Annotated in this window: 22 protein-coding genes; 12 read left to right on the top strand and 10 right to left on the bottom strand. The window is 60.9% G+C overall.

The features are described from left to right. The first annotated feature begins 14 nt into the window (after positions 1 to 14). The 4 genes from E0L37_RS01235 to E0L37_RS01220 all read left to right on the top strand — a co-directional run bounded on the left by E0L37_RS01235 (position 15) and on the right by E0L37_RS01220 (position 3637). Positions 15 to 350 (top strand): hypothetical protein, encoded by a 336-nt coding sequence (locus E0L37_RS01235; RefSeq protein ID WP_133489994.1) that lies wholly within the window; start codon positions 15 to 17, stop codon positions 348 to 350. 73 nt (positions 351 to 423) lie between these two features. Continuing rightward, on the top strand, positions 424 to 2364 hold the full coding sequence (locus E0L37_RS01230; RefSeq protein ID WP_133489993.1) for a copper resistance system multicopper oxidase: 1941 nt from the start codon (positions 424 to 426) through the stop codon (positions 2362 to 2364). Next, entirely contained in the window at positions 2361 to 3089 is a 729-nt protein-coding gene (locus E0L37_RS01225; protein WP_133489992.1) for a copper resistance protein B, read from the top strand. Before E0L37_RS01230 ends, E0L37_RS01225 begins: the two co-directional genes overlap by 4 nt. A 14-nt stretch (positions 3090 to 3103) precedes the next feature. Continuing rightward, positions 3104 to 3637: a cytochrome c gene (locus E0L37_RS01220; RefSeq protein WP_133489991.1), complete on the top strand. Its 534-nt coding sequence runs from the start codon at positions 3104 to 3106 to the stop codon at positions 3635 to 3637. A gap of 34 nt (positions 3638 to 3671) precedes the next feature. Here the strand turns inward: E0L37_RS01220 and can are convergent, their stop codons facing one another. Next, positions 3672 to 4307: a carbonate dehydratase gene (gene can, locus E0L37_RS01215; RefSeq protein ID WP_133489990.1), complete on the bottom strand. Its 636-nt coding sequence runs from the start codon at positions 4305 to 4307 to the stop codon at positions 3672 to 3674. A 280-nt stretch (positions 4308 to 4587) separates the two neighbouring features. Between can and E0L37_RS01210 the strand changes: the two genes are divergently transcribed. Next, on the top strand, positions 4588 to 5076 hold the full coding sequence (locus tag E0L37_RS01210; RefSeq protein WP_022994832.1) for a peptidylprolyl isomerase: 489 nt from the start codon (positions 4588 to 4590) through the stop codon (positions 5074 to 5076). A gap of 158 nt (positions 5077 to 5234) precedes the next feature. Here the strand turns inward: E0L37_RS01210 and E0L37_RS01205 are convergent, their stop codons facing one another. Then, positions 5235 to 6812 (bottom strand): acyl-CoA synthetase, encoded by a 1578-nt coding sequence (locus E0L37_RS01205; protein WP_133489989.1) that lies wholly within the window; start codon positions 6810 to 6812, stop codon positions 5235 to 5237. A gap of 117 nt (positions 6813 to 6929) precedes the next feature. Next, positions 6930 to 7829, bottom strand: a complete 900-nt coding sequence (locus E0L37_RS01200; protein WP_133489988.1) for a LysR family transcriptional regulator — start codon at positions 7827 to 7829, stop codon at positions 6930 to 6932. Positions 7830 to 8079: 250 nt separating this feature from the next. Between E0L37_RS01200 and E0L37_RS01195 the strand changes: the two genes are divergently transcribed. The 3 genes from E0L37_RS01195 (at position 8080) to E0L37_RS01185 (ending at position 11348) form a co-directional block, all read left to right on the top strand. Beyond that, on the top strand, positions 8080 to 9201 hold the full coding sequence (locus E0L37_RS01195; RefSeq protein ID WP_133489987.1) for a LuxR C-terminal-related transcriptional regulator: 1122 nt from the start codon (positions 8080 to 8082) through the stop codon (positions 9199 to 9201). 15 nt (positions 9202 to 9216) lie between these two features. Continuing rightward, entirely contained in the window at positions 9217 to 10401 is a 1185-nt protein-coding gene (locus tag E0L37_RS01190) for a helix-turn-helix transcriptional regulator (RefSeq protein ID WP_133489986.1), read from the top strand. Between the two features lie 119 nt (positions 10402 to 10520). Next, the gene (locus tag E0L37_RS01185) at positions 10521 to 11348 is read left to right on the top strand and encodes a hypothetical protein (protein ID WP_133489985.1); all 828 of its coding nucleotides are present in this window, start codon (positions 10521 to 10523) and stop codon (positions 11346 to 11348) included. Positions 11349 to 11474: 126 nt separating this feature from the next. Here the strand turns inward: E0L37_RS01185 and E0L37_RS01180 are convergent, their stop codons facing one another. From E0L37_RS01180 to E0L37_RS01150, 7 genes are all read right to left on the bottom strand, one after another. Then, positions 11475 to 13547 (bottom strand): thrombospondin type 3 repeat-containing protein, encoded by a 2073-nt coding sequence (locus E0L37_RS01180; protein ID WP_133489984.1) that lies wholly within the window; start codon positions 13545 to 13547, stop codon positions 11475 to 11477. 253 nt (positions 13548 to 13800) lie between these two features. Continuing rightward, positions 13801 to 15429 carry an acyl-CoA synthetase gene (locus tag E0L37_RS01175; RefSeq protein WP_133489983.1) on the bottom strand — a complete coding sequence of 543 codons (1629 nt, stop codon included), beginning with the start codon at positions 15427 to 15429 and terminating at the stop codon, positions 13801 to 13803. A 91-nt stretch (positions 15430 to 15520) separates the two neighbouring features. Then, positions 15521 to 16903 carry a hypothetical protein gene (locus tag E0L37_RS01170; RefSeq protein ID WP_133489982.1) on the bottom strand — a complete coding sequence of 461 codons (1383 nt, stop codon included), beginning with the start codon at positions 16901 to 16903 and terminating at the stop codon, positions 15521 to 15523. A gap of 178 nt (positions 16904 to 17081) precedes the next feature. Further along, positions 17082 to 18503: an NAD-dependent succinate-semialdehyde dehydrogenase gene (locus tag E0L37_RS01165; RefSeq protein ID WP_133489981.1), complete on the bottom strand. Its 1422-nt coding sequence runs from the start codon at positions 18501 to 18503 to the stop codon at positions 17082 to 17084. 16 nt (positions 18504 to 18519) lie between these two features. After that, on the bottom strand, positions 18520 to 20283 hold the full coding sequence (locus E0L37_RS01160) for an acyl-CoA dehydrogenase (RefSeq protein ID WP_133489980.1): 1764 nt from the start codon (positions 20281 to 20283) through the stop codon (positions 18520 to 18522). Positions 20284 to 20374: 91 nt separating this feature from the next. After that, the gene (gene phbB, locus E0L37_RS01155) at positions 20375 to 21127 is read right to left on the bottom strand and encodes an acetoacetyl-CoA reductase (protein ID WP_133489979.1); all 753 of its coding nucleotides are present in this window, start codon (positions 21125 to 21127) and stop codon (positions 20375 to 20377) included. 4 nt (positions 21128 to 21131) lie between these two features. Continuing rightward, positions 21132 to 22505 carry a malonyl-CoA decarboxylase gene (locus E0L37_RS01150; protein WP_133489978.1) on the bottom strand — a complete coding sequence of 458 codons (1374 nt, stop codon included), beginning with the start codon at positions 22503 to 22505 and terminating at the stop codon, positions 21132 to 21134. A gap of 211 nt (positions 22506 to 22716) precedes the next feature. Here E0L37_RS01150 and E0L37_RS01145 point away from each other — a divergent pair, with 211 nt between their 5' ends. The 4 genes from E0L37_RS01145 to E0L37_RS01130 are packed head-to-tail and all read left to right on the top strand — an operon-like array spanning position 22717 to position 26006. Beyond that, the gene (locus E0L37_RS01145) at positions 22717 to 23151 is read left to right on the top strand and encodes a MaoC family dehydratase (protein ID WP_133489977.1); all 435 of its coding nucleotides are present in this window, start codon (positions 22717 to 22719) and stop codon (positions 23149 to 23151) included. A 25-nt stretch (positions 23152 to 23176) separates the two neighbouring features. Beyond that, entirely contained in the window at positions 23177 to 23725 is a 549-nt protein-coding gene (locus E0L37_RS01140) for an isochorismatase family protein (RefSeq protein WP_133489976.1), read from the top strand. Positions 23726 to 23784: 59 nt separating this feature from the next. Next, positions 23785 to 25356 (top strand): ATP-binding protein, encoded by a 1572-nt coding sequence (locus E0L37_RS01135; protein ID WP_236564075.1) that lies wholly within the window; start codon positions 23785 to 23787, stop codon positions 25354 to 25356. An 11-nt stretch (positions 25357 to 25367) separates the two neighbouring features. After that, positions 25368 to 26006: a response regulator transcription factor gene (locus E0L37_RS01130; RefSeq protein WP_133489975.1), complete on the top strand. Its 639-nt coding sequence runs from the start codon at positions 25368 to 25370 to the stop codon at positions 26004 to 26006. The last annotated feature ends 7 nt before the right edge of the window (positions 26007 to 26013 follow it).

Below are 26013 nucleotides of genomic sequence, written 5' to 3'. Positions count from 1 at the left end.
TGTATAAGCGAACCATGATTCCCGTTTCCGCCGCCCTCCGGCCCGTGGCGACGCTGCTCGCCGGAGTATTGATGACCTGGGCCCTGTTGAGCCCGATCGCCGCCATGGCTTCTCACCATGGCGGCGATCATTCTTGCGCCAGCAGCGAGGGGCGGGAGCATCATCCCTGCCCCCATCACGCCGGCGACACGGAAGGCTGCACCTGTCTTCAGGCCTGCCAGGGCGGCGCCTTGACCACCGAGGCCAGTTCAGTCCGCGCGCCTCAACGGCCAGCCTCGGACCGCCTTGCCTCTCCCGGCCAGCGGTTCGCCGGTTTCCCCACGCCACCGTGGCGCCCACCCTCCGTCTAGACCGTTTTTCCCATCGAAACACGCGCCCCCGCAGACGGGTGGCGTCTTTTGTTTTGTATTGAGGAGAACGTCCATGACGACGTCTTTTTCCCTGCCCCGCCGTCGCTTCGTGCAGGGGCTGGCTCTGGGCGGCACCGCTCTGGGGCTCGGGCTCACCCCGGCACAATTGTTCGCCCGCCAGGGCCAGACCGGCGCGCCGGAGCTGCGCGGTAACCAATTCCAACTGAACATCGGTGCCGCCGATGTGAACCTGACCGGCCGCAACCGGCCCGCCACCCTGGTCAACGGCAGCCTGCCGGCGCCAACCCTGCGTTGGCGTGAAGGTGAGACGGTGACCCTGAGAGTGACAAACCATCTGCCGGAAACCACTTCGATCCACTGGCACGGCCTGCTGCTGCCGTTCCAGATGGACGGCGTGCCGGGGTTGTCTTTCGACGGCATCGGCCCGGGCGAAACCTTCACCTATCAGTTTCCGCTGCGGCAGAGCGGAACCTACTGGTATCACAGCCATTCCGGTTTTCAGGAGCAGACCGGCCTGTACGGCGGCCTGATTATTGATCCGGCGGAACCGGACCCGCATACGGTGGATCGCGATTACGCGGTGGTGCTTTCCGACTGGAGTGACCAGGATCCCAAGCGCATCTATGCCACGCTGAAAAAACTCAGCCACTACTACAATTTCAGCGAACGGACGCTGTTCGACACGCTGACGGATTTCCGTGAGAAAGGCGTGGTGCGGACGCTCAAGGATCGCCACATGTGGAACCGGATGCGCATGAGCGAGACCGATCTGGCGGATGTGACCGGTTACACCTACAGCTTCCTGGTCAACGGCCATACCCCGGCCGCCAACTGGCAGGCCCGCTTCGAACCCGGCGAGCGCATCAAGCTGCGTTTCATCAACGCCAGCGCCATGACCATCTTCGACTTGCGCATCCCCGGCCTGGACATGACCGTGGTGGCCATGGACGGCCAACCGGTGAAGCCGGTGCGCTTCCATGAGTGCCGCCTGGGCGTGGCGGAAACCCTGGACGTGATCGTCGAGCCCAAGGATCACCGCGCCTACACCCTGTTCGCACAAACCATCGACCGGTCCGGCTACGCCCGCGGCACCCTGACGCCGGATCCCTCTCTCCATGCCGAAGTGCCGGAGCTGGACCCGGTGCCGCTGCTCGGGCACCGGGAAATGGGCATGGGCGCCATGGACCATGGAGCCATGGGGCACGACGGCGGGAGCATGACCGGCATGGACCACTCCGCCATGTCCCCTTCCTCTATGGACCATTCCTCTATGAACCATGGAAACATGAACCATGAAGGCATGAACCACGATGCCGGGGGAGACATGGACCATGCCGCCATGGGGCATGGCGGGCACGGTTCCTCCACCGACAGCACCGCCACCGTGCCCTTCGCGGTCTCGGCGAACAACCCGGATTTGCCACCACGACAAAGCGCCACGGAACACGCCGACAGCGAATACGGCCCTGGCGTGGACATGCGCGCCATGTCGCCGGTACCGATGCTGGACGATCCCGGCATCGGGCTACGCGACCGGGACTGGAAAGTACTGACCTACGCCGACCTGGAATACGCCCACGGCCTGCCCGACAGCGCGCAGCCGGAACGGGAAATCGTGCTGCATCTCACCGGCAACATGGAACGCTACATGTGGAGCTTCAACGGCATCCCGTTCGCCGACGCCAAGCCGCTCGAGTTGTATCACAACGAACGGGTACGCCTGACGCTGGTAAACGACACCATGATGCACCACCCGATCCATCTGCACGGTCTGTGGAGCGATCTGGAACTGGGCGATGGGCGTCTGCTGCGCAAACACACCCTGCTGGTGAAACCTGGAGAAAAGCTCAGCTACCTGGTTCGTGCCGATGCCCTGGGACGCTGGGCCTACCATTGCCACCTGCTCTATCACATGGAAGCAGGCATGTTCCGGGAGGTTCGAGTGATACCGCGACCACAATCGCATCACCAGCACCAGGAGGGCCACTCATGAAATCACTGACAATCACCCGCGGCGCCCTCACCGCACTGCTCGCACTCTTCGTCACCACCTCCGCGCAGGCCATGGAGGGCGTTCCCGCCCGCTTCGGCCAAATCCTGGTGGATCAGTTGGAAGCCCGCGACGCCGACGACGGCACCGTGGCGGCCTGGTCCGCCAACGCCTGGTACGGCGGTGACATCAACAAGCTGTATTTCGCCACCGAAGGCGAACGGCTGATGGACCGGGGCGGCGAAACCGAAAGCCTGGAAACCCGGCTGGCCTGGAGCCGCGCCTTCGCCCCTTACTGGGACTGGCAACTGGGTGTACGCCGGGACTGGCAACCGGACGATCCCAACCGGGACTGGGTCAGTGTCGGGGTGATGGGGGTTGCGCCCTACTTCTTCGAGACCGAAGCCAACCTGTTCCTGGGCGAATCCGGCCATAGCGAACTGCGCCTGGAAGCGGAGTACGAGTTGCTGTTCACGCAGCAGCTGATTCTGACCCCGGAAGTGGAAGCCAGCCTGTACGGCAAGGAAGACCGTGACCTCGGTATCGGCAAGGGACTCGCCACGGTGGAAGCGGGATTGCGGTTGCGCTACGAAATCCGCCGCGAATTCGCCCCTTACATCGGCGTGCATTGGGAGAAGAAATTCGGCGACACCGCCGACTTCGCCCGTGACCACGGCGAGGACGCCAGTGACACCATGCTGGTGGCCGGTATCCGGGTCTGGTACTGATTCAAGGAGGCGCCATGAAAACGGTTCTTTATACGCTCCTTGCGGCCATTGCCATTGTCTCCTTCACGGTGGCCCTGGTGGTCTTCGGCGGGTTCTATAACTTCGCCGCGGACCAGCCCCATTGGCCGCTCACGGAAAAGGTGATTTCAGTCGCCCGCCATCAGGCGGTGGAACGGCGCGGTGCCGACATCACGGTCCCGGACGACCTGTCGTCCCGGGAGCGGTTGATGCGGGCGGCGCCTTCCTATGACGACATGTGCAGCGGCTGTCACCTGACACCCGGTCAGGACGGCAGCGCGCTGCGCGAAGGGCTTTATCCGACACCGCCGGATTTCACCCGGCACGGCATTCACGATCCCGGTGGTGCGTTCTGGGTGATCAAACACGGCCTCAAAATGAGCGGCATGCCGGCCTGGGGACGAAGTCATGATGACGAGGCCCTGTGGGACCAGGTCGCTTTGCTCAGCGTCCTGCCGGAACTGAGCCAGGAGGAATGGCGGACTTTGCTGCAACAGGCGGAGGAGACCGGTCACACCCATCACCATTAAGAAGGATCGTGGCCCCGCAAGGGGCCACGATGTCCTATGCCCCGAATTCCTGGCTTTCCAATTCACGCAGGCGGGCGTTGTTGTCCACCTCGATCCCCAGATCGCCGAGGCGGCCGTCACCGATACCGTAAATCCAGCCGTGGATGGTCAAAGGCTGCTCTCGGCGCCAGGCTTCCTGCACCACCGTGGTATTGGACACGTTCATTACCTGGCGAGCCACGTTCAACTCGCACATGCGATCGAGGCGGGCGGTGGGGTCCAGATCCACCAGCTGCTTGCGGTGGCGCAAATACAGCTCCCGCACCTGACGGATCCAGTTGTCGATCAGCCCGTGAGGCTGATCCTCCATGGCGGCGCGCACGCCACCACAACCGTAATGGCCCACCACCATGACATGCTTGACCTTGAGCACTTCGACAGCGAACTGCAGCACCGAAAGCAGGTTGAAGTCTGTGTGATGCACCAGATTGGCCACATTGCGGTGCACGAACAGCTCACCGGGCATCAGCCCGACGATTTCATTGGCGGGGACACGGGAATCGGCACAGCCGATCCACAGGAATTCCGGGTTTTGCTGGCCCACCAGGGTACGGAAGAAGCCGGGATGCTCTTCCTCGATCTGGTGGCGCCACTGTTCGTTGTTGGTAAAAAGCTGCGGCAGGGTTTTCATGGTCGGGCAATCTCCATATCCGGTCCCCATGATGCCGGAACGGCTCCGTAAAGAAACGGCGAAAACCCTTTCAAAGTGTATCGGACCCGCTCGGCCCCCAGGGGAAGAAGCGCCAACGGCAAAGACCGGGGGCGCGACAAGCGGGGCTATTATAACGCCCCGCCGGCCGGCTCGCAGCCAGGCGGCGATTGGTCACGGCCGTCGCTGCCCTGTTACCATGCCGGTATGTGGGCGCGGGAGCGGTTCCCGCCCAAAATTCATCAACCCGAAAAGGGCACCCATGCAAATTGCAGACAACAAGGTGGTGGCGTTCCACTACACCCTGACCAACAACGCCGGTCAGACCATCGACTCCTCCCACCAACGGCAGGAGCCGCTGACCTATTTGCACGGTCACGGCAACATCATCCCCGGTCTGGAAAAGGCGTTGGTGGGCAAGGAAGTGGGCGACAAACTGGACGTGACCGTGGCCCCGGAAGAAGGCTACGGCGAGCGTCACGACGGCCTGATTCAACAGGTTCCGGCCTCCGCCTTTGAAGGTGCCGGCGATGAGCTGCAGCCGGGCATGCAATTCCAGGCACAAACGGAAGCCGGCCCGCGCATCTTCACCATCACCGAGGTGAATGGCGATCAGGTCACCATCGACGGCAACCATCCGCTGGCCGGGGAAACCCTGAACTTCGCCGTGGAAATCACCGACATCCGTGAATCCAGCGAAGAAGAGCAGCAGCACGGCCACGTGCATGGGCCGGACGGCCACGACCACTAATCGTTGTTGTGGGCGTGCCCGCTATACGCGGGCGCGCCTGCGCGTCGATTCGCTGGCAAGCCAGCTTCCCACGGCGACTCTCGCAGCCTTCTTTTGTGGGATGCGAGCAGGGCGGCACTCCGCTTGCTCGCGAATAGCGCCAACCCAGCACGTTTCGCCTAAAGACGGAAGAACCCCTCCGCTTTTTTTCCTTCCCGATACTCATCCCTGAGCAGCCGCTTGAGCAGCTTGCCGTTGGGCTCGCGCGGCAATGTATCGCGGAATTCCAGCGTCCGTGGACACTTGATCGACGACAGCTTCTCGCGGCAGAAACTCAGCAGTTCCGTGGCCAGTTGCTCGGTGCCCGGCCTGTCCTCGCGGGACTGAACAATGGCATGCACGGATTCCCCCATCTCCTCATTAGGGATACCGATGACCGCCACGTCAAATACGGCACGATGTCCCATCAGGGTGTTTTCCACTTCCTGCGGATAGATATTCACGCCACCGGAAATGATCATGTTGCTCTTACGGTCGGTGAGGTACAGGTAACCATCCTCATCCAGCCAGCCGATATCACCGACACAGGCCCAGCCCTTGTCATTGTGCGCCTCGGCGGTTTTGGAGGGATCCTTGTGGTATTCGAACGGATGGCCCCCGGAGAAGTAGATGGCGCCTTCCTCGCCAATAGGCTGCTCCTGACCGGTTTCCTCGTCGACGATATGCAGGGTGCCGTAGATCGCCTTGCCCACGGTGCCGGTGTGTTTCTTCCAGTCCTCGCTGTTGGTCATGGTCAGACCGGCGCCCTCGGTGCTGCCGTAGTACTCATAAATCACCGGGCCCCACCAGTCGATCATCGCCTGCTTGGTGGTCACCGGACAGGGCGCCGCCGCGTGCACCGCCATTTTCAGGCTGGAAACATCATAGCGATTACGCACTTCCTCGGGCAGGTGCAGCATGCGGTGGAACATGGTCGGCACCCACTGGCTATGGGTGACCTTGTACTTCTGGATGTTTTCCAGTGCCCGCTCAGGATCGAACTTCTCCATGATCACCGCGGTGCCGCCGAGCACCAGCACGCCGCGGGTCCATTTCAGCGGCGCGGCGTGGTAATACGGCGCCGGAGACAGGTAGACCATGTCACCATTGCCGCCGAACGCCAGTTCAATTAACCCCGCAAGGGTTTCGGTGCTGCCCACCGGCAGGCCGCTGATTTCCGGTTTCACCCCCTTGGGGCGGCCGGTGGTGCCGGAAGAATAGAGCATGTCGCTGCCTTCCCGGGCGCCGGGCAGCGCCTCCGGAGATTGCGCTTCCATGGCCTGTTCCAGGGACTCACAGCCCGGTAGCGGCTCATCCAGCATGAATATCCTCGGTGCCAACGGCAGCTCACCGATGGCCTCAACCAGTTCCGGGGTGGCGGTTTGCGCACTGAGGATCACCACCCGGGCCTCGCAATCCTCGAGAATGTAGAGCACCTCTTCCGGTTTCAGCCGGGTGCTGACGAAGGTGTAATACAAACCGGCGTAATGGCCACCCCACTGGACCGCCGGGCACTCCAGGCGGTTTTCCAGTAAACAGGCAATATGATCACCGTAATCCAGCCCTTCGTTCTGCAGCACCCGGGCCAAGCGGTTGGCGAAGGCGTCCAGTTCCGCGTAGCTCATGGTGTCACCAGTATCCGCCAGAATCACGGCGGGGTGATCGGGTTTTTCCTGTGCGTGCAGCCCCGGATGGCGCGGACGGGCTTCCGTGTTCATGAACCTCTCCTAGCATTGTTGTTTTTGGGATGTCGCCCGGCAGGCGTCGACCCTTGATGTTGCCTGGGAGAAGACGGCGGGTATTCGTCAGAACCGACTATTTTGTATGACCATTGGTTACACCGACGCCAACGCCGGCCGCGACGGTTCATTCAGGTCCGGCAGCCATGGCCCCTCCATGAAGGCACGCAGCGGCTGACTCCAGGTCTCCTCCCCTGCCGTGGCGATGGCGGTGGTGACCGCCGACAGCGCTTCCGGCAAGGCCACCGTGTGCAGCGGATAGCGATGACGGTACTGGCGCACCGTGGATTCCGGCAAAACCGCCAGCCCCATCCCCGCGCTGACACAGCCGAGAATGGCATCCAGGCTGCCCAGTTCATGGACCGGCGCCGGGGGCGCGCCCTGCTCCGCCAGCAGCACCGACACCGTCTGCCGGTAACCACAGCCCTGACGGAAGGATAAAAAGGACGTGCGAGACAACTCCGCCGCACACGGCACGCTCTCGAGCGGCCGGCCACTCACCAGTACCAGCCGCTCACGGAACACCGGCCTCATGGCCAGGCCATCGCCGACGTTACCGGCAATCACGAACGCGGCATCCAGTCGCCCTTCGCGAAGTTCATCCAGCAAGCAGGCGGAAGGGCTGGTGCGCAGATTCAGCGATACCGCCGGCCAGCGCCGACTGAACGCGGGCAGCACCCGCGGCAAATGCACGGCGGCGGTGGTTTCCATGCTGCCCAGGCGCAATTCCCCTGTGGGTTCGCCACCGCCCTTGAAATGGTTGAGCGCCTCACTGTGCAAATCGCCGATGCGGCGAGCGTATCCCAGCAGCTGATGCCCCGCGGAAGTGAGCGCCACCGGATTGCGGCGCTCCAACACGCGCACGCCCAATTCGCTTTCCAGCTTCTTGATATGGGCGGTGACATTGGACTGCACCGTGTGCAGGCGCTCGGCGGCGGCACTGAAACTGCCGCTGTCCACCACGGCCTGAAAGATTTCCAGAGATCGAATCAGCATGGCGAAATCCCTATTTCCAATATTCTTCAAAGGTATCATCACAAATAATGATAATGCACGCTCTTCGAACTCTTCCGACTCCGCTCATCCATTCTTGGCCCCTGATCATGTGACGTCATTCACATTTAAAGCCCGGTCACCTATATTTCCCCTGAATCCATTCGCGCGGATAAGAAAGGTCGCGATCGGGACAGACCAACAATATCGCCCGTTTGGCGACCGAAGCGGGCATAACGGGGAAAACCGACAGATGGACGCGTTGCTGGATTTCGTCGGGGAAATCTATGAAGCCTCTTATAACCCGGGGCACTGGGATGATGTGGCGGCTGGCCTGTGCAAGCTCCTCAAGGCACGTTCCGGCGCCATCTTCCTGGACGATCACGAAGGCCGCATCCGGGGTATGATCGGCGCCCACGGGTTACCCAAACCGGTCAGGGCGGCCTACCGGTTTGGCATGTCCAAATACGATCACACGTTCCAGCTGCAACGCCGGGAGCCACTGGGCAAAGCCCGCCAATTGCTTCGGGCGGAGGACATCCGCACTGAGCATCCCTTCTATTACCGGTTGATCCTCAAGCCCTATGACATCGGCTTTCTGGCTGCCATGAATGTCTATAACGACGAAGAATGGCACGTCGGCATCGGCTTGCACCGCTCTTTCCAGGCGGCACCCTTTTCCGATGACGACTGTCTGACCCTGCAACGGCTCTACCCGCATTTCAAACGAGCGCTGCGCATTCATAAGGAGTTTCATCGACTGCGCAACCGCCAGCAGACACTCGAATCCGCTCTCGGGCGTTTCATGACCGGTCTCATCATTGTTGACCCGGACGGCAATGCCATTTACTGCAACCCCGTTGCCGAAGCCATCCTCTCGCGGCACCAGGCGTTGAGCATCAACGGCGATCGCCGGCTACAGGCGCATTACCCGCAAGAAAATCAACGTCTGCGGACGTTACTGGCGCAGCTGGCCACAGCCGACCGGCAAGATATCAGCACTCATGATCAGGCCATTGGTCTCAACCATCCTGACCGGAAACATGCCCTGAATCTGATGCTCGCACCGCTGGCGGGCGCCATGACCGGCACCGTTCAAACCACCGGCGGCGTAGCATTGTACCTGTGCGATCCGGACACTTCCTTCCATCTGCCGGCCGAGGCATTGCGCTCCCTGTATGACATGACCCCCACCGAGGCCAGTGTCGCCATGGGGCTGGTCAACGGCCTGTCCACCATGCAGATCAGTGAACAGCATGGCGTCAGTTTGGAAACCATTCGCAGCCAGCTGAAAAGTATTTACCTGAAAATGGGTGTTAACAAGCAGCAGGATGTGATTCGCACTCTGTTATCCGGAGTCGTGCGGATCGGCTAGCCAGGAGCCAATACAGTGGATACGCAACACGTGACGACGATGCCCGGAACTGACCGGGACACCAGCCTGCCTTTCCCTTCTCTGGACGGACAAACGCTTCAGGCGTACAACCAGCTGGTCGCCACCCTGTACAGCGGTTTGCATGACAACACCGGCTTTCAATCCTTCTTCAATGCCTTTCAACAACATTTCAAAGCCTTGCAGGGCGGAATTCTCGGGGTTACCTCCAATCCCCAGCGCATGGTGTACGGCTGGACCTTCGGCTACCCGGAAGGATTCGAGGAGTGGTATATCAGCAGCGACCTTCCGGAAAAAGACGAGGCTCTGACCCGTTACATACAATTGCCACCGCGACAATTCGACTCCTTTTTGCGCGGCGATGACAGCCGCACCATCCTCGAAATCCTCGGCCCTGAAAGCCGCGCCTGGGCGGAAGCCGTTGGCATGGGGGACAGCGCCGGCATGCTGGTAACGCGGGAAAACGACACCAATGTGGTTTTCATGGCCAACCGCCACCAGGATTTCGGGCCTTATACCGATGGCGAACTCCTGCAGATGAACCTGCTGGCCCCGCATATCGAAAATGCCGTTGCCCTGCACCTGAAGCTGTACCAATCAAACAGCGACAACGAAAACCTGGCCATGGCGCTCAACCATGTGAACAAACCTCTGATGGTGTTCAATGCGCTGGGCAGCATTGCCCAGGCCAATGACGCCGCCCGAAACCTGCTGACCCATACCGGCAATCTTTTCATTGGTGACGACCAGCGTCTGCACAGCAGTGACAAACGTCTGAGTCGCAAACTGCACGACGCCATCAGTACCAGCATTGTGCATTCCCACAAAGGCCATCTGGATACCCGCACCCTGTTTATTCGCAATGGGCCCGAGCGGCTTGCCATCTGCCTGACCCCACTGGTCGCGGAAAGTGTCGAGAACAACGGTGTTCTCGCGGAGTTGTTCAGTTTCGATACAGAGCTGGTGCCCGATCTGCAACGAATGCAAACGCTGTTTCAATGCACCCCGGCGGAAGCCGCCGTGGCGGCGGCATTGATCCAGGGCCAGGGCGCCGGCGCCATCGCCGAAGAAAAACAAATATCCGTCCACACCGCCCGCCAGCATATCAAGAACCTGCTGGCCAAAAACGGCTATCGTAAACAGACCGAGTTGGTGGCCATGCTGGTGCGGGCGCTGGGATAAAAATACACACCAACCAGAAAACAAGACAATGTCATCCCGCGCACTGTCATCGCGAACCGGACCCGGGATGACAGAGCTGAATTTGTGTAGGGGATGTCCCAATAACAACCAGGAAAACCATGGCACCAGTACTACAGAATGAGCCTGATCTGCTTCAAACACTGTACCGCTCTCTGACTCACCAGGAAGGCTTTCACGCCTTTCTGGAAAAACTGACTGGCGCCATCAACGGCTGTGCCGCCCAGCTATTGGTGATTCACCGTCAGCCCCCGCGCATGGAACATCTTTGGTATCACGGCCTGTCGGAAGAGTTCCTTGACTGGTATCTGGAAAACAACATGATCGCCCAGGATGTGGTGAGCAATCAGGCAATCAAACAGGCACCAGGGCTCTTCCAGTCAGCCCTGCCGCTGCTGCCGGATTTTCAACCCGACGCGGATTACTCCAAATGGGAGAACGAGCAAGACATGCTGGACTCCGCCTGGCTGGTGGTTTACAGCACCCGCACCCACACCTTTGTCCTGACCATTCAGCGCACAGTGAGCCAGGGACCTTATCAGCAGGCGGAACTGAGAGCCCTGAACCGGCTGGTTCCTCATATCCGCCACACAGTGCAGCTATATCGGCAACTGGAAACCCGCAGCAAGGCAGCGTCATCCCTGTCAGCGGTCATTGATGTTCTCCCCGATGCCACCTTTGTACTCGACAGCCTGGCCACCGTACTGTACTCCAACAAGGCCGCCCGCGCTTTGATCAACCGAGAGCGCTGCCTTAGCATCCGCGACGAACGCTTCAACTTTGCCGAAAAGGACGTGCAGACCATCGCCAGGCAACTGGGCCGCGGGGTCTCCACCGTACGCACACAGATCAAACATATCTTCCAGAGAACCGGCTGCTCCCGGCAGGGGGAACTGATCAGCCGGATTCTGGCGGCGTTATTGCGTTAACACTTCCCTTCGTCACTCCAGGCTTGCCCCGGAGCCTCTCTTAAACCATCGCAGACGTTCCAAACACTCTGCCAACGGCGTGAGATCCCGGGGCGAGCCCGGGATGACGGTGGGTTATTGGCTTCCTTAGTCTGCCGTAAAGTTCAGGGTGTAATGGCAAACACTTTCTTCGCTGTTGAGATCCCACGTCCAGGTTTCGGTGACATCAATCGAGCCTGTGATCTTGGGGGATTCGCCTGGGTTATAGGTTGCATTCCAGTCAAACTCCACTTCGGCCCACTGGGTAACGCAGTCGCCAACACCATTGCACCCTTGGTAAATCACTTCCTTGGGGTCCGCGCCGCTGGTGGAAATAGAACGATCAGCCTTGTCGTAGCTCCCTGCGCTTTCACCATCGATAGTGAAATTTCCACTGTCAGCATAAAGGCGCCATGTTTCACCAAAGCTCTCGGAATCACCAATCTGACCATCAATATGGCACTGCATAATGGCCCGGTTGGTGGGGTCATTTTCCGGGTCGTGGTAGTAAGTCAGCTCTTCACCTGGTGTATAGGCTGACAGTGTCTCGGTAATTGTCAGGTTCAGCGTGGTGGTGCTATTGGAAGGAGCCGGATCAATACCATCCTCAATCCCGTCATCATCCGAATCAGGGTCAAAATCGTTCGGATCCTGAGCGTTGGCCAGGCCGTCACCATCGATGTCGTCATCGGCCACATCCCCTACGCCATCATTGTCAAAATCTTCCTGGCCCGGGTTCGGGTCATTGGGCGCGTTATCCAGGTCATCGATCACGCCGTCCTCATCGGTATCCTGCTCACAGGCATCCCCCGTGCCATTGCTGTTGTCGTCGATCTGACTGGCATTGGGGGTCAGGCGGCAGTTGTCTGAGGTGTCGGCAACACCGTCCCCATCATCGTCGCTATCACACACATCACCCTGGCCATCGCTGTCGGTGTCCAACTGACTGGCATTGGGGATTGCCGGGCAATTATCTTCGGCGTCCACAATGCCATCGTTGTCGGCGTCCAGGTCACAGGCATTTCCGATACCATCGTTATCGCCATCTTCCTGGTTGAAATTCGGCGTTTCCGGGCAGTTGTCTTCATGGTCCAGGATTTCATCGTTGTCCCTGTCCTGGTCACAGGCATCGCCTGTACCATCTGCATCCTCATCCGCCTGGTCCGGATTGGCGACGGAAGGACAGTTGTCCGCGCTGTCAAGGTGGCCATCCAGATCGCTATCCACTTCCAGATCCGGGTTTTCCACGGTTTCATCCAGATCCTCGGGAGGATTCACCTCTACTCCGGTTTGTTCTGTTTCTGATGCCAGCAAATCTTCCAGGTCACTGATAAAAGTATCGGTACCCGGCACCTTAACCATGCTCAGGTCCTGGCTCAGATCATCCACCACGTTGGTACCGGAAAACCCGGAGATGGCGACACCATCCGCCTCCCCATCCGCAACACCATCACTGACGTCCTCCGCCAACATGGCGATGACCGCATCGGAGGACGCCGGCGTACTTGTTCTACTTCCAATTCCCGTGGCAACCGCGACCAAGGCCTCATTCGCCATGCGGTATTTCACGACAGAGGAATAATCCGCTTCCTCCATACCCGATACATAAAGAGGGGGTGTTTCAAACAGATTCAGAGTAGGGTCGATACCAAATCCCAGCGCCGTGGCGACTTGCGCCTGAGCGGCAACCAGTTCGCTATCGAAGTTTTCCGTAGTGAGCTCTTTCTCGCTCAGAAGCTCAACCACCATGGTAGTCATCGGTGTGGCATAAACCGGCTGATTTCCGCTTAATTGCGATTGAGTCACTATTGTTTTCAGTGTCTGCATGGCGGCACTGCCGTCATCGGTGGACAGGTCCGTGGTTTCGCCGTCAACGGTGATCACCAGAAGAAAAGGAGCCTCCACTGGTTTCAGTGTCAAACCGTCGATGGCCGCCTGCTGACTGGTGCGCGTTTCGCCGACGCTGGCGCCCTGTAAATTTCCCACGGCCACATCAATTCGATAGGCCATGACAGGCGCATTGGCCAGCGGCCCTTTCACCGCAGCCCCGGACATTTTCATCCCTGAGCCCCCGGTATCACTGGCCGGCGGATTGCTGCTTCCCCCACCACCACAGGCGGACAGTACCGCCGCAACCCCCATCGCCAACGCACTCCGTATGAACCAGCTCTTTGTCATCATTCCCCGTCCCTCATTCTAGTTCCACCAATGGCAGCGTTTATCGCCTTGTCCTCCATTAGCCCAAAGCAAGGTAGCCATGCTGAAAAAAATCCACATCCCCCAAATTGGGGATGGGTAAGTGCTAACGGGCAGATTTCGGACTGACAGGGTTCTTTAAAGAGAGGCGTTGGAAGTCAGTGCTTTCATGACCTGACCGGGGGATCCCGAATAGAAAAAACTTCCGGGGGGAGCCCCCGGAAGAACGCAGGGAAAATCAGGCGCTGAGTTGCTCGCGCAACACGTGTTTCTGGAATTTCCCGGTGGAGGTTTTCGGCAACTCGTCGACGAAGAACACCTTTTTGGGGCACTTGAAGCCCGCCAGGCCCTCCCGGCAATGGCTGACGATGTCTTCCTCGCTGACCGAAAGCCCGCTCTTCAAGGCGATGAAGGCACAGGGAATTTCTCCCCAATGCGGATCAGGGCCGGCCACCACCGCGGCTTCCAGCACCGCGGGGTGGGCGTACAGCACGCTCTCCACTTCCAGGGTGGAAATGTTCTCGCCACCGGAGATGATAATGTCCTTGGAGCGGTCCTTGATCTCCACGTAACCGTCCTCATGCCACACTCCCAGGTCACCGGTATGGAACCAGCCGCCGGCGAAGGCTTTTTCAGTGCCTCCGGGGTTGTTCAGATAGCCTTTCATGACGCTGTGCCCGCGCACGAACAGCTCACCCAGGCTGACGCCGTTGCGGGGTACCGGTGTCATCGTCTCCGGATCGGCCACCATCATGTCGGTCATCGACAGCGACAGAATCCCCTGCCGCGCCACCTTGTCGGCCTTGTCTTCCAGGGACAGCGCCGCCCACGGGTCCTGGAATTCACACACCAGGCTGGGGCCGTAGGTTTCGGTGAGACCATACAAATGGACAATGTTGATCCCCAGGTTTTCCATGGCGGCGATGGTGGCGGCCGGTGGCGCGGCACCGCCGGTGGCCACGGTCACGGTGTGATCGAAGGGCCGACGCTGCTCTTCCGGCGCGTTGATCATCATGTTCAGCACCACCGGGGCGGCGCAGAAATGGGTCACCTTGTGCTCGCTGATGGCACGAAAAATCGGCTCCGGGTGGGGCTGGCGAAGACACACGTGGGTACCGGCCACGGCGGTCACCGCCCAGGGAAAACACCAGCCGTTGCAGTGAAACATGGGCAGCGTCCACAGATACGCCGCGCCCTGGGGCAACCCCAGCCCAATAATGTTGCTCAGGGCATTCAGGTAGGCGCCACGGTGATGGTAGACCACGCCCTTGGGGTCGCCAGTGGTGCCGGAGGTGTAGTTCAACGTGATCGCCTGCCATTCATCCGCCGGCGCCTGCCAGGTAAAGTCGTCACGCCCACGAGCCAGCAGTTCGTCAAAAGTCAGTTCTCCGACCCGCTCCCCGCCTTCGAAAGTCGGATCCTCCACATCCACCACCAGAGGCGAAACCGAGCAACAGGACAACGCCTCCCGGCTTCGCTCATGGAATTCAGGGTCGATGAAGAACACCTTGGCCTGCCCGTGATCCAGCATGAACGCCATGGACGCCGCGTCCAGGCGGGTGTTCTGGGTGTTGAGTACCGCGCCCAGCATCGGCACGGCGAAATGCAGCTCCAGCATTTCCGGTACATTGGGTAGCAATGCCGCCACGGTATCACCGGGCCCCACCCCCATGGCCCGCAGCGCGGAGGCCAACCGCAAACAGCGTTGATGAGTCTCGCCCCAGGTGCGCCGCACCGGACCATGAATCACCGCGGTGCGATAGGGATGCGCCAGCGCGGTACGGGCCAGAAAAGTGAGCGGTGTCAGCGCCGAGAAATTGGCGGCGTTGGGCGTCAGGTCCGCATCGAAAGCAAGCGAGCTGGACATGATCGGAATCTCCTGAATCAAGGGCGCCCCATGCCGATCACGGGGCGCCGGGTTACGGTGTCACTTTGTTGTTTTCGCGAAACAATCCGGTCTATTCAGAGCTGGCGGGCTCGGCGGCACCGGCGGTGGCGCGGCTTTCGCCAGCCAGCCAGTCACGCTCCAGCACCAGCCACAGAACCAGACCGGCGCCCAGCCCCCAGGCGGCGCCCTTGGTGGCCAGAATGGCACCGACGATCACCGCCACACCGCGTTGCAGGTTGGTGCCCTTGCCGAGCATCTCCACCGCCAGGTAGCCGCACAGATAACCCTGGATCAGTAAGGTCAGCGCCAGGCCGATGTTCAAACCCGGCTTGAACAGCGACACCACCGGCAGCAGCAGAAGCGCGATGCTCATACCCCAATAGATGCTGTTGGCACCGCCCCAATAGCTGTCCATGGCCTTGCGGTCGTTATTCATATAGCGATTGACCACCAGTGCCTGGCCACCGGTCCAGGACGGCCCGGACAGACTGATGAAAGGCGCGCACAGCCCGTGAAACAGATTACGGATACCGGCGATGATGCTGTTGCGGCGCGGGCTGAATACCAGCTTCTCATCCTTGCGTACCTTGTCCGCGTTTTTAAACAGAGAGTCGATCACCAGTACATCCCCGAACGCGATCACATAGGCGGCCAGCGCCAGTGGCAAAGCATCCAGGAAATACTGATAAGACGGCCAGCCAAGGCCGAACACGGTATAGCTGTCGAGCATCTCGCCAAACGGCAGCGAGACCCAACCCCATTGCAGACTCGGCGCCTGCACTTCACCGATCAGAATGCCGAACACATACGCAATCAGGAACGGCACGGCGATACCGTACTGGGCAATGAAGCGAAACATCGGGTAGCGCTCACGCAGCGGCGCCGCCGTTCTGGAGAACAGCATGAAGAACCCGAGCGTGGCCCCGAGCAGAATGGTGATCGGCATGGACCAGACCCGGCCGGTGTCGGAGAACTCGGTCATCACCGCGGAAAAGCCGGCGCCGATCAGAATCCCCGCCTTCAATGACATGGGCATCTTGCGCACCAGCACATCCGCCCCCTTGAACAGGCCCATGGCGAAAAACACCGCCGCCACCGTTAACTGCAACGCCACCAGGGCGAGAATGCGCGCGTCCCCTTCCGGGTAGCCGGATAGAAAAGCCACGTACAAGGGAATGCCGGCGGTAATCCAGCCGGACACCGCCGGATCACCGAAATGGCCGTGCAGCATGAACAGGAAGTTGTTGATCACCACGAAAGCCACGGCAATCTCGAAAGGAATACCCAGCACCGATGTCATCAGGCCGGAAATACTCAGCGGCACCACACACAGAATCGCGCCCTGCAGAATGTCGGGCAATTCCAGTTTGTAGTGAACAAAGGGGATGCGCAGCTTCAGGAAACCCAGCGCCGAAGGCTGCTCGCCTCCGTCCGCTCTCTTTCGCAGACTCATGTTGTTCTCCGTTATCCGGTTTTATTGGCGTTATCGATGCGGCGGTAATGCCGTTTTTTTGAATCAGGGGTTTTCCCCTGAATACTAGGTATATATACCTTTTTAATCAAGTGAAAACACCCAAAATAAAAAGGCCCGCTAAAGCGGGCCTTTCAACGGAACCGGGGCTGCCCGGCGGTCAGACCGCCACGCCACCGAGTTTGGTTTCCAGATATTCCAGCAAGCCTTCCCGGGCCCCCTCGCGCCCCAGACCGCTTTCGTTCATACCACCGAATGGCGCCGCCGCGCTGGTGGGATTGATGTCATTGATGCCGATGATGCCGAACCGCAGACCTTCGAACATGCGAATCGCCCGGGACAGCTTCTCGGTGTACACGTAGGCCGCCAGCCCGTAATGGGTGTCGTTGGCCATGGCCAGCACTTCCTCTTCGTCGTCGAAGGGAATCACCGGCGCCACCGGGCCGAACGTCTCCTCCCGGTAAATGCGCATTTCCGGGGTCACGTCCGCCAACAGGGTCGGCGCATAGAAATGGCCGCGGTCCGCCTCACCGGCGAACAGACGCTCGCCGCCCTGCATCAGGCGGGCGCCCTTGGCCACCGCGTCGTCCACCTGTCCGGCCACCTTGTCGATGGCCGCCTGATTGATCAACGGGCCAATGCTGATGCCCTCTTCCATGCCGTTGCCGGCCTTCAACCTGGCGATGCGGTTACTCATCTCCGCCAGGAACGGCTCGATGATGTCACGCTGAACGAAGATGCGATTGGGACTGATGCAGGCCTGGCCGGTGTTGAGGAATTTCACCAGAGACAACCCTTTGGCCGCATGCACCGGATCCATGTCATTGAAGACGATCGCCGGGGCATGACCGCCCAGCTCCATGGAAACCCGCTTGAGATGACCGCCGGCCAGCCCGGACAGATATTTGCCCACCGGCGTGGAGCCGGTAAAGGTGATTTTCTTCACCAATGGGTGGGTGCAGAACGCCTCACCCACCGGCTTCGGATCCTGCTTGGTGATCAGATTCACCACCCCCGGCGGGAAGCCGGCCTCATGGAAAATCTCGAACATGGCCTGGGCGCACAGCGGTGTCGCTTCCGCCGGTTTCAACACGATGGTGCAACCCGCCGCCACCGCCGGCGCCAGTTTGCGGGTGATCATCGAAATCGGATAATTCCACGGCGTGATCGCGCCGACCACGCCCACCGGATGCTGCCGCACCCAGAAGCGCTGGTTGGCGCGGGCGGACGGGATGGTTTCGCCGTACATGCGCTTGGCTTCCTCCGCGAACCACAGTAGAAAATCAGCGCCATAACCCACTTCGTTGAGCGCCGCCTTGAGGGGCTTGCCCTGCTCGCGGGTCATCAATTCCGCCAGCTCCCGTTTGCGCGCCAGCATCAGCCCGTGGGCCTTGTACAACAGCGCCGCCCGTTCATAGGCGGTGGTGGCGGACCAGGACGCGAAGGCGGTATTGGCCGCTTCGATGGCCGCCGAGATATCAGCGTCGTCAGCGTCGGCGACGGTACCGATCTGCTCGTTGGTGGCGGGGTTGAACACCGCGAAGGTGTTGTCCTTGTTGATCCATTCACCGTTGATGTACATGGTTTTCTCCTGCGGGTTACAGCAGCTCTTCGGGCAGCGCCATCAATGTATCGTCACCGAAACGCAAAGCCCGGGCGTGATGCAGATAACGGGGTAATATCTGCTCGAGGTAAAAGTGAACATGATGCCGCTTGCGGCGAGCGAACGGGGAATCGTCTTCCGCCACGCTCAGCGCCGCACGGGCCATCTGCCAGGCGGCCACCACGGTGGCGCTCAACATCAGATAGTGGAACGCGATAGCACCGGGCAGCGTGGCGCTGTCACTGGCGCCCAGCAAGAATTCCGTGGCGTCGGAAACCGCCACCACCGCATCCGCCAACAGCGCTTTGCGTTCGCGGCCCAGCACGCTATCCAGACGCGGCTCGGCCAGGAACGCGTCGATCTCTTCCAGCATCTCGAACATGGCGACGCCGCGGTCACGCAAGGTCTTGCGCCCCACCAGGTCCATCGCCTGAATGCCGTTGGTGCCTTCGTAGATCGGCAGGATGCGCGCATCCCGGAACAACTGCCCGGCACCGGTTTCCTCGATGAACCCCATACCGCCATGACACTGCACGTTCAGGGACGTGACTTCCTGGGCCATCTCCGTGCACCAGCCTTTCACCAGCGGCGTGAGCAAATCCAGGCGCCGCTGATGGCGGGCCCGGCGTTGCGGATCGCTTTCACCGTGCACCCGATCCACTTCGGCGCAGCCCACGTAGGCCAGCGCGCGCCCCGCCTCGGTGAGCGCATTCATGGTCATCAGCATACGGCGCACATCCGGATGGCCGATGATCGGCCCCGCCTCACGCTGTCCGGGAGCCACGCCCTGTACTCTTTCGCGGCAATATTCACGCGCCTGCTGACAGGCCCGTTCAGCGACGGCCACGCCCTGCAGTCCCACCGTGAGACGGGCGTTGTTCATCATCGTGAACATACAGGCCAGTCCCTGATTGGGCTTGCCGACCAGGTAACCGATGGCGCCGCCATTGTCGCCGTAGCTCATGACGCAGGTGGGGCTGGCGTGAATGCCGATCTTGTGTTCCAGCGAGATGGCCCGGCAATCATTGCGTTCGCCCGGAGAGCCGTCCTCGTTGAGCAAATACTTGGGCACCAGGAACAGGGAGATGCCCTTCACCCCCTCCGGCGCATCGGGCAAACGGGCCAGCACCAGATGGACGATGTTGTCGGCCATGTCGTGATCGCCCCAGGTGATAAAAATTTTCTGCCCGGTGATGCGGTAATGATCGTCTTCCGGCACCGCCCGCGCCTTCACCGCCGCCAGGTCGGAACCGGCCTGCGGCTCGGTCAGATTCATGGTGCCACTCCAGGCGCCGCTGACCATGGACGGCAGATAGCCGGCTTTGAGCGTGTCATCGGCGTTGGCGGCGATCGCTTCCACCGCGCCCTGGGACAACAGAGGACACAGCCCCCAGGACATATTGGCGGCGTGCCACATCTCCTGCACCGCCACCGCCAGCGAGAACGGCAGCCCCTGGCCACCGTACCCGGGATCGAACTGCAGACTGCCCCAACCGCCGTCCACATAACGCTGATAGGCGTCGCGAAAGCCGGGAGCGGCGACCACGCCATCCGCTTCCAGACGCACGCCATGGCGATCGCCCTCGGCGTTGAGCGGTGCGATCACCGACGAAGCCAGTTTGCCGGCCTCATCCAACACAGCTTCGGCCAGGTCACGGGACACTTCAGTAAACGGCGGCAGTGCCGCCAGGCCATCGATATCGGTCAATTCGCCAAGCACGAAGGCCATGTCCTGCAACGGCGCTTTGTATTCCGGCATGGGGCATCCTCTGTTTTGTTGTTCGCGGCAAAAATGGATAAAACGGCTAATGCGGCGCCGGCAATCAGCCAGGCCGGCGCCCGCCGGAAGCCTAGCTCATGTACTGGCCGCCGTTTACCGACAAGTTTGTACCGGTGATGAAACCCGCTTCCTCCGCGGTCAGGAACGCCACCGCCCGGGCGATGTCCTCCGGCTGGCCCAAACGGCCTACCGGGATACCGGCGATGATACCTTCAAGAATGTTCTCCGGCACCTGCCGCACCATCGGCGTGTCGATATAACCCGGGGAGACAGCATTGACGGTCACCCCCTTGCGCGCGCCTTCCTGGGCGATGGAGCGGGTGAACCCATAAACACCGGCCTTGGCGGCGGCATAGTTACACTGCCCAAACTGGCCTTTCTCACCGTTCAGGGAAGAGATATTGACGATACGGCCGAAACCGCGCTGGCACATGCCGTCGAACACCGCCCGGCACAGATTGTACATGGAGGTCAGATTGGTATTGATCACATCCTGCCAGAAGTGCGGCTCCATGCGCTTGATCGGCGCGTCCCTGGTGATGCCGGCGTTATTCACCAGCACATCGATGGGACCGAGCTCCGCTTCCACATCAGCGGCGAAGACGGCGCAGGCGTCATAGTCGGTGACATCCAGGGGACGCACGTGCACGGAATAGCCCTGCTGCTCCATGCTTTCCTGCCATTGCCGCGCCTGTTGTTCCTGTTGCGGGTCCGGATAGTAGGTCCCCACCACGGTGCGGCCCTGATCACACAGAGCCTGACACATGGCCACGCCCAAGCCGCCGGTGGCGCCGGTCACCACCGCCAATCGTTTTTCGCTCATATTATTAAGCCTTCAATAGTTTTTTCATGGATGCCGACGTGGCCACGGCCCCGTCGACGGTGTAGCTCTGGCTGCGCGTTTCAATGCGCGGCAGCTCGTATCGGTAATTCACCATCATGCCGGCGGACTGGCGCCGGCCCTTTTCCGACAGGTCCGCGGCCCAGTTCAGACGCGCCACCTGAGCGCCATTACTGAGATGAAAGTGCGCCACCGGATCCAGGGCGTATCGACCATTGCGTTGCTCCCGGCACAGGTACCAGGCCATCAGCCGCTGTAGTGCCTCGGCCCGCAACGGATCCAGCCGTTCCGGATCCAACAGCGCCCCGGCACTGCCGGTGTCCCGCCAAACCGTGCCACCGGGCAATCCGGCCAGAACATCGTCGGGGAGTCGCTCCAGCCAGCGGCTGAATCCCGGGATCGGCGACAACGTGGCGAATTGTTTCAACTGCGGCAGTTCCTGGCGCAGCAGTTTCACCACCCGTTTGATCAGGAAGTTGCCGAAACTGATTCCGGCCAGGCCGGCCTGGGCATTGGAAATGGAGTAGAAAATGGCGGTGTCCGCCCGCCGGGCATCCAGCACCGGCGCGTCCTCATCCAGTACCGCCTGAATGCTGCCGGCCATGCCTTCCACCAGCGCCACCTCGACAAAAATCAACGGCTCGTTGGGCATGTTCGGATGGAAAAACGCGAAGCAGCGGCGGTCCGGGCGCAAACGGTTCTTCAGATCGTTCCAGTCCCGAATCGCGTGCACCGCCTCATAGGCGATCAGTTTTTCCAGTAACTCGGCGCTGCTCCGCCAACTGATCTGCTCCAGTTGCAGCAGCCCGACATCGAACCAGGCGCCGAGCAGCCGCTTCAGATCCGCTTCCAGCGGCGCCAGTTGAGGGTATTCCTTGCGCAAGGACAACAGTTCCGCACGCAGATCCACCAGGAACTTGACCCCCTCCGGCACGCCGTTGAAGCGGGTCAGCAGGGTCATGCGCGGCGGCTCCAGAGCATCACGCAAAGCCAAGGCGGCCTGCATGCGCCCCTCATTGCCGGCCGCGCGCCATTGCTCCATGGCCCGCTCCACCCGCGCCTCATCCACCGCGTACTGTTCCGCCAGCAACATCAGGAAACGGGCACGGCCGTCGCGATTCAATGCCTTGAATTCACGCGCCAGGGTCACCGCCCGGTCGCGGGCCGCCACTTGCCCTCCGTCGTCCGCCAGACAAGCGTCGATCCACTTGATCAGGCGCTCCACGTCACCACCGTTGAGGTCCGGGGTCAGTGTCAGCTTGCCGTCCAGCAACCGGCGCTCGTTCCAGGCCTCCAGTCCGAGCGGCACCAATCTGCGGATGGCCTTCTCCCAAAGACCGTCATTCTGATCCTGCATCATTGTTCTCTCCCACCAGGTCGCACCACGCTGGTTCGACACCGACGGCCAAGAGACTAGCAAAGGCGGATTTCAAAACCAAGTATTTCTACTTGGATTTAAAAGTGTAAACCACTACACTTTTCAGTCACTGGCTTTAATTGGATGGCTTCACGCCTTATGAACAAACCAAAGCCACGACATAAAGAGTCACTACGTAAAACAAGGAATCCCGATGGACGAACTGCACGGTTACTACCTGGAAGACCTGAAAGTCGGCCTCAGCGCCAGCTACGCCAAGACCATTACCGAGGCGGACGTGGTACTGTTCGCCGGCATCACCGGTGACGATAATCCGGTGCACCTGAACGCGGACTACGCCGCCGGCACCCAGTTCGGCCAACGCATCGTGCACGGCATGTTCAGCGCCGGCCTGATCTCCGCCGTGCTCGGCACCCGCCTGCCCGGCCCAGGCGCCATCTATGTGGACCAGCAACTGTCCTTCAAGGCGCCGGTGCACATCGGCGATACCGTGGTGGCCACCGCCACCGTGCTGGAGATCGACGAAAAACGGCGCCGGGTGAAGCTGGAAACCGTCTGCCGCGTCAAGGACAAGATCGTAGCCCAGGGCGTGGCCACCAATATGGTGGACCGTCGCCCCTCCCAATAAGACATAAAGAGTTAAGGATCCGCCCATGCTGATCAAAGCCCAAGATTCCACTCTGCTGGTCATCGACGTTCAGGAACGTCTGCTGCCCGGCGTGCATGAACACGAAACCCTGGTGAAAAACTGCCGCTGGCTGATCGAAGTGGCGCAACTGATGGACGTGCCGGTGCGCTTCACCGAGCAATACCCGAAAGGCGTCGGCCCCACCACCGACCAGCTGCTGGAACTGGCCGGCGAGGGGAACCCCGCCGTCGCCAAAACGGTATTTTCCTGCGCCGACGCACCGGAATGCGCGCCGCTGCTCTCGGAAGCCCGCGGCAAGACCTTCGTGCTGTGTGGCATGGAAGCCCACGTCTGTGTGATGCAGACCGCCCTGGGGCTGCACCAGGCCGGCAACACAGTGTTCGTGGTGGCCGATGCGATCTCCGCGCGCAACCCACTGGACACCGACATCGCCCTGCAACGCCTGCGCGACGAAGGTGTACGCGTGGTCACCCGGGAGATGGTGGGCTTCGAGTGGGTTCGTGACTCCCTGGCCCCGCAATTCAAAACCTTCAGCCAGAAGTTCCTGCGCTGATACCCGAAAACACCGTCGGCATCACGCCGGCGGTGGTTGGGCACCGCACGAGGTACACTATGTTCCTTAGCCAGCAACCCAACCACGGCGCCATGGACACACCGACACCGGAAGAGGGCTTCACCGCGCTCACCGACGATGCCGAGCGCAACCGCCTGCTGGCGGAGATGGCCGAGCAGTCCACCGACATGATCTCCCGGCATACCCCCGGAGACTGGCGTTTTATTTATGCCTCACCAGCGGTAACCCATCTGCTCGGCTACAGCGTCGAGGAAATCGTCGGCGTCTCCGCCTATGACCTTTATCACCCGGACGATGTGGAGAATTTCCAGCGGCGCTCCCCCAGCGTTCGCTACGAGCGCGGCCTGTACACCCACACCTACCGGTTCCGTTGCAAGGACGGCCATTACACCTGGCTGGAAAGCACCAGCCGCACCTTGCGTGACCCGGTCACCGGCGAGATTCGTGAAATCCTGGTGGTGTCCCGGGACGCCAGTGGCCGCATCGAGGCGGAGCAAACCAACCGGCGGCTGGCACGGGTGCTGGAAAGCACCAGCGATCTGGTGATCTTCACCTCGCTGGATCACCGCATCACCCATCTTAACGAGTCCGCCCGCCAGGCTCTGTCGCTGGACAGTGCCACCCCCTCCGCCGACTTGTCGGCACTGTTTACCGAGGCCGGCTACCGTCTGCTTGGCGAAGCCGCCTTCCCCACCGCCCTGCGGCACGGTAACTGGAGCGGTGAGCTGGAGATGCGCGACCGTCGTGGCCAGACCATCCCGGTTTCCCTGGAATTGCTGGCGCACCGCTCCTATCACGGCGACATGGAGTATTTCTCCCTGGTGGCCCGGGATCTGAGCGCGGCCAAGGCGGCGGAAGCGCAATTGAAGGCCTATCAGGCGGACATCGAACACGCCAGCCGCCTGGTGACCATGGGAGAGCTGGCTTCGAGCCTGGCCCACGAGCTGAACCAGCCACTCACCGGCATCGTCAATTATCTGCGCGGCATCCAGCGCCGCTTCGGCGATCAGGCCGAGGTCCGCTGGCAGGACCTGCGCGTGCCGCTGGAAAAAACCGTGGATACCGCTCTGCGCGCCGGCGGCATCATCCACCGGATGATGGATTTCACCCGCAAAAGAGCCCCGGTGCATGAGGCAATGAACTTGCTGCCGGTGGTCGATGATTTGCTGCAATTCTGCGAACCCAACGCCGAGCGCCACAATGTGGTGTTGGAAAACCGCATAACCCTGACGGATGCTCGGGTGGTGGCGGACCGTATTCAACTGGAGCAGATTCTGCTCAACCTGATCGTCAATGCCATCGAAGCCTGCCAGAGGCCGGCCGGGCAAGCACCGCTCAAAGTCTGGCTGGAGGCGGAACGGCACGGCAAGCAACTGGAGATCCGTGTCCGCGATCAGGGCCCTGGCCTGCCGCCACACAGCTCGGATAAACTGTTCGAGCGCTTTTTCACCACCAAAAAGAACGGGCTGGGCATGGGCCTGGCCATCAGCCGCTCCCTGGTGGAATCCCTTGGCGGCGAACTGTGGCCCCTCGCCGTGGAGGAAGGGGGCGCTTGTTTTTGTTTCACCCTGGCGCTGGCGGATGATGACACGCCGGCCACGACGAATTGATCCGGATCCCAATGGCAAACAGCGAACCAACGCAAACCATTCATATCATCGACGACGACGCCGATGTGCGTGACTCCCTGCAATGGCTACTGGAGTCCGTGGGGCTGCGGGTGCGCTGCCATGAAACCGCCCTCGCCTTCCTCGAGCGTTTCCAGCCTGGCGACGGCGGCTGCGTGGTGATGGACGTGCGCATGCCCGAACTCAGCGGTATCAACGCGCAGAAAAAATTTCCCGAATACGGCATCGACCTGCCGGTGATCATGATCTCCGCCCACGGCAGCATCGACATGGCGGTGACCGCCCTCACCGATGGCGCCCTGACCTTTATCGAGAAACCGTTCGACGATCAGGTGCTGATCGACCATGTCCAGAACGCCCTTGAGCGGGATCGCCAGCATCGCCGCAAACTGCGGGCACTGGCGGTGCACCGGCAACGCTACCAGGGCCTGACCAAACGGGAGCGCCAAGTGTTCGAGGAAGTCGTCAACGGCCTGTCCAATCAGGAAGTGGCCGATAAACTCGGCATCAACCGCAAAACAGTGGAAGGCCACCGCGCCAACATGATGAGCAAGATGGCGGCGGACTCCCTGGCGGAACTGGTGCAGATCGCCATCAATCTGCGTCAGCAGGACGACGCTCTCCACGCCTGATCCCGCG

This window comes from Alcanivorax sp. 24, from assembly GCF_004360225.1.
Classification (GTDB): domain Bacteria; phylum Pseudomonadota; class Gammaproteobacteria; order Pseudomonadales; family Alcanivoracaceae; genus Alloalcanivorax; species Alloalcanivorax xiamenensis.
Note: the sequence above shows the minus strand (reverse complement) of the source record. Positions and strands in the feature narration are given on the sequence as shown.

What these genes read in the sequence shown, in the direction of transcription:
- E0L37_RS01235 (WP_133489994.1), top strand. Translation starts at nt 15, where the DNA reads ATGATTCCCGTTTCCGCCGCCCTCCGGCCCGTGGCGACGCTGCTCGCC.
- E0L37_RS01230 (WP_133489993.1), top strand. Translation starts at nt 424, where the DNA reads ATGACGACGTCTTTTTCCCTGCCCCGCCGTCGCTTCGTGCAGGGGCTG.
- E0L37_RS01225 (WP_133489992.1), top strand. Translation starts at nt 2,361, where the DNA reads ATGAAATCACTGACAATCACCCGCGGCGCCCTCACCGCACTGCTCGCA.
- E0L37_RS01220 (WP_133489991.1), top strand. Translation starts at nt 3,104, where the DNA reads ATGAAAACGGTTCTTTATACGCTCCTTGCGGCCATTGCCATTGTCTCC.
- can (WP_133489990.1), bottom strand. Translation starts at nt 4,307, where the DNA reads ATGAAAACCCTGCCGCAGCTTTTTACCAACAACGAACAGTGGCGCCAC.
- E0L37_RS01210 (WP_022994832.1), top strand. Translation starts at nt 4,588, where the DNA reads ATGCAAATTGCAGACAACAAGGTGGTGGCGTTCCACTACACCCTGACC.
- E0L37_RS01205 (WP_133489989.1), bottom strand. Translation starts at nt 6,812, where the DNA reads ATGAACACGGAAGCCCGTCCGCGCCATCCGGGGCTGCACGCACAGGAA.
- E0L37_RS01200 (WP_133489988.1), bottom strand. Translation starts at nt 7,829, where the DNA reads ATGCTGATTCGATCTCTGGAAATCTTTCAGGCCGTGGTGGACAGCGGC.
- E0L37_RS01195 (WP_133489987.1), top strand. Translation starts at nt 8,080, where the DNA reads ATGGACGCGTTGCTGGATTTCGTCGGGGAAATCTATGAAGCCTCTTAT.
- E0L37_RS01185 (WP_133489985.1), top strand. Translation starts at nt 10,521, where the DNA reads ATGGCACCAGTACTACAGAATGAGCCTGATCTGCTTCAAACACTGTAC.
- E0L37_RS01180 (WP_133489984.1), bottom strand. Translation starts at nt 13,547, where the DNA reads ATGATGACAAAGAGCTGGTTCATACGGAGTGCGTTGGCGATGGGGGTT.
- E0L37_RS01175 (WP_133489983.1), bottom strand. Translation starts at nt 15,429, where the DNA reads ATGTCCAGCTCGCTTGCTTTCGATGCGGACCTGACGCCCAACGCCGCC.
- E0L37_RS01170 (WP_133489982.1), bottom strand. Translation starts at nt 16,903, where the DNA reads ATGAGTCTGCGAAAGAGAGCGGACGGAGGCGAGCAGCCTTCGGCGCTG.
- E0L37_RS01165 (WP_133489981.1), bottom strand. Translation starts at nt 18,503, where the DNA reads ATGTACATCAACGGTGAATGGATCAACAAGGACAACACCTTCGCGGTG.
- E0L37_RS01160 (WP_133489980.1), bottom strand. Translation starts at nt 20,283, where the DNA reads ATGCCGGAATACAAAGCGCCGTTGCAGGACATGGCCTTCGTGCTTGGC.
- phbB (WP_133489979.1), bottom strand. Translation starts at nt 21,127, where the DNA reads ATGAGCGAAAAACGATTGGCGGTGGTGACCGGCGCCACCGGCGGCTTG.
- E0L37_RS01150 (WP_133489978.1), bottom strand. Translation starts at nt 22,505, where the DNA reads ATGATGCAGGATCAGAATGACGGTCTTTGGGAGAAGGCCATCCGCAGA.
- E0L37_RS01145 (WP_133489977.1), top strand. Translation starts at nt 22,717, where the DNA reads ATGGACGAACTGCACGGTTACTACCTGGAAGACCTGAAAGTCGGCCTC.
- E0L37_RS01140 (WP_133489976.1), top strand. Translation starts at nt 23,177, where the DNA reads ATGCTGATCAAAGCCCAAGATTCCACTCTGCTGGTCATCGACGTTCAG.
- E0L37_RS01135 (WP_236564075.1), top strand. Translation starts at nt 23,785, where the DNA reads ATGTTCCTTAGCCAGCAACCCAACCACGGCGCCATGGACACACCGACA.
- E0L37_RS01130 (WP_133489975.1), top strand. Translation starts at nt 25,368, where the DNA reads ATGGCAAACAGCGAACCAACGCAAACCATTCATATCATCGACGACGAC.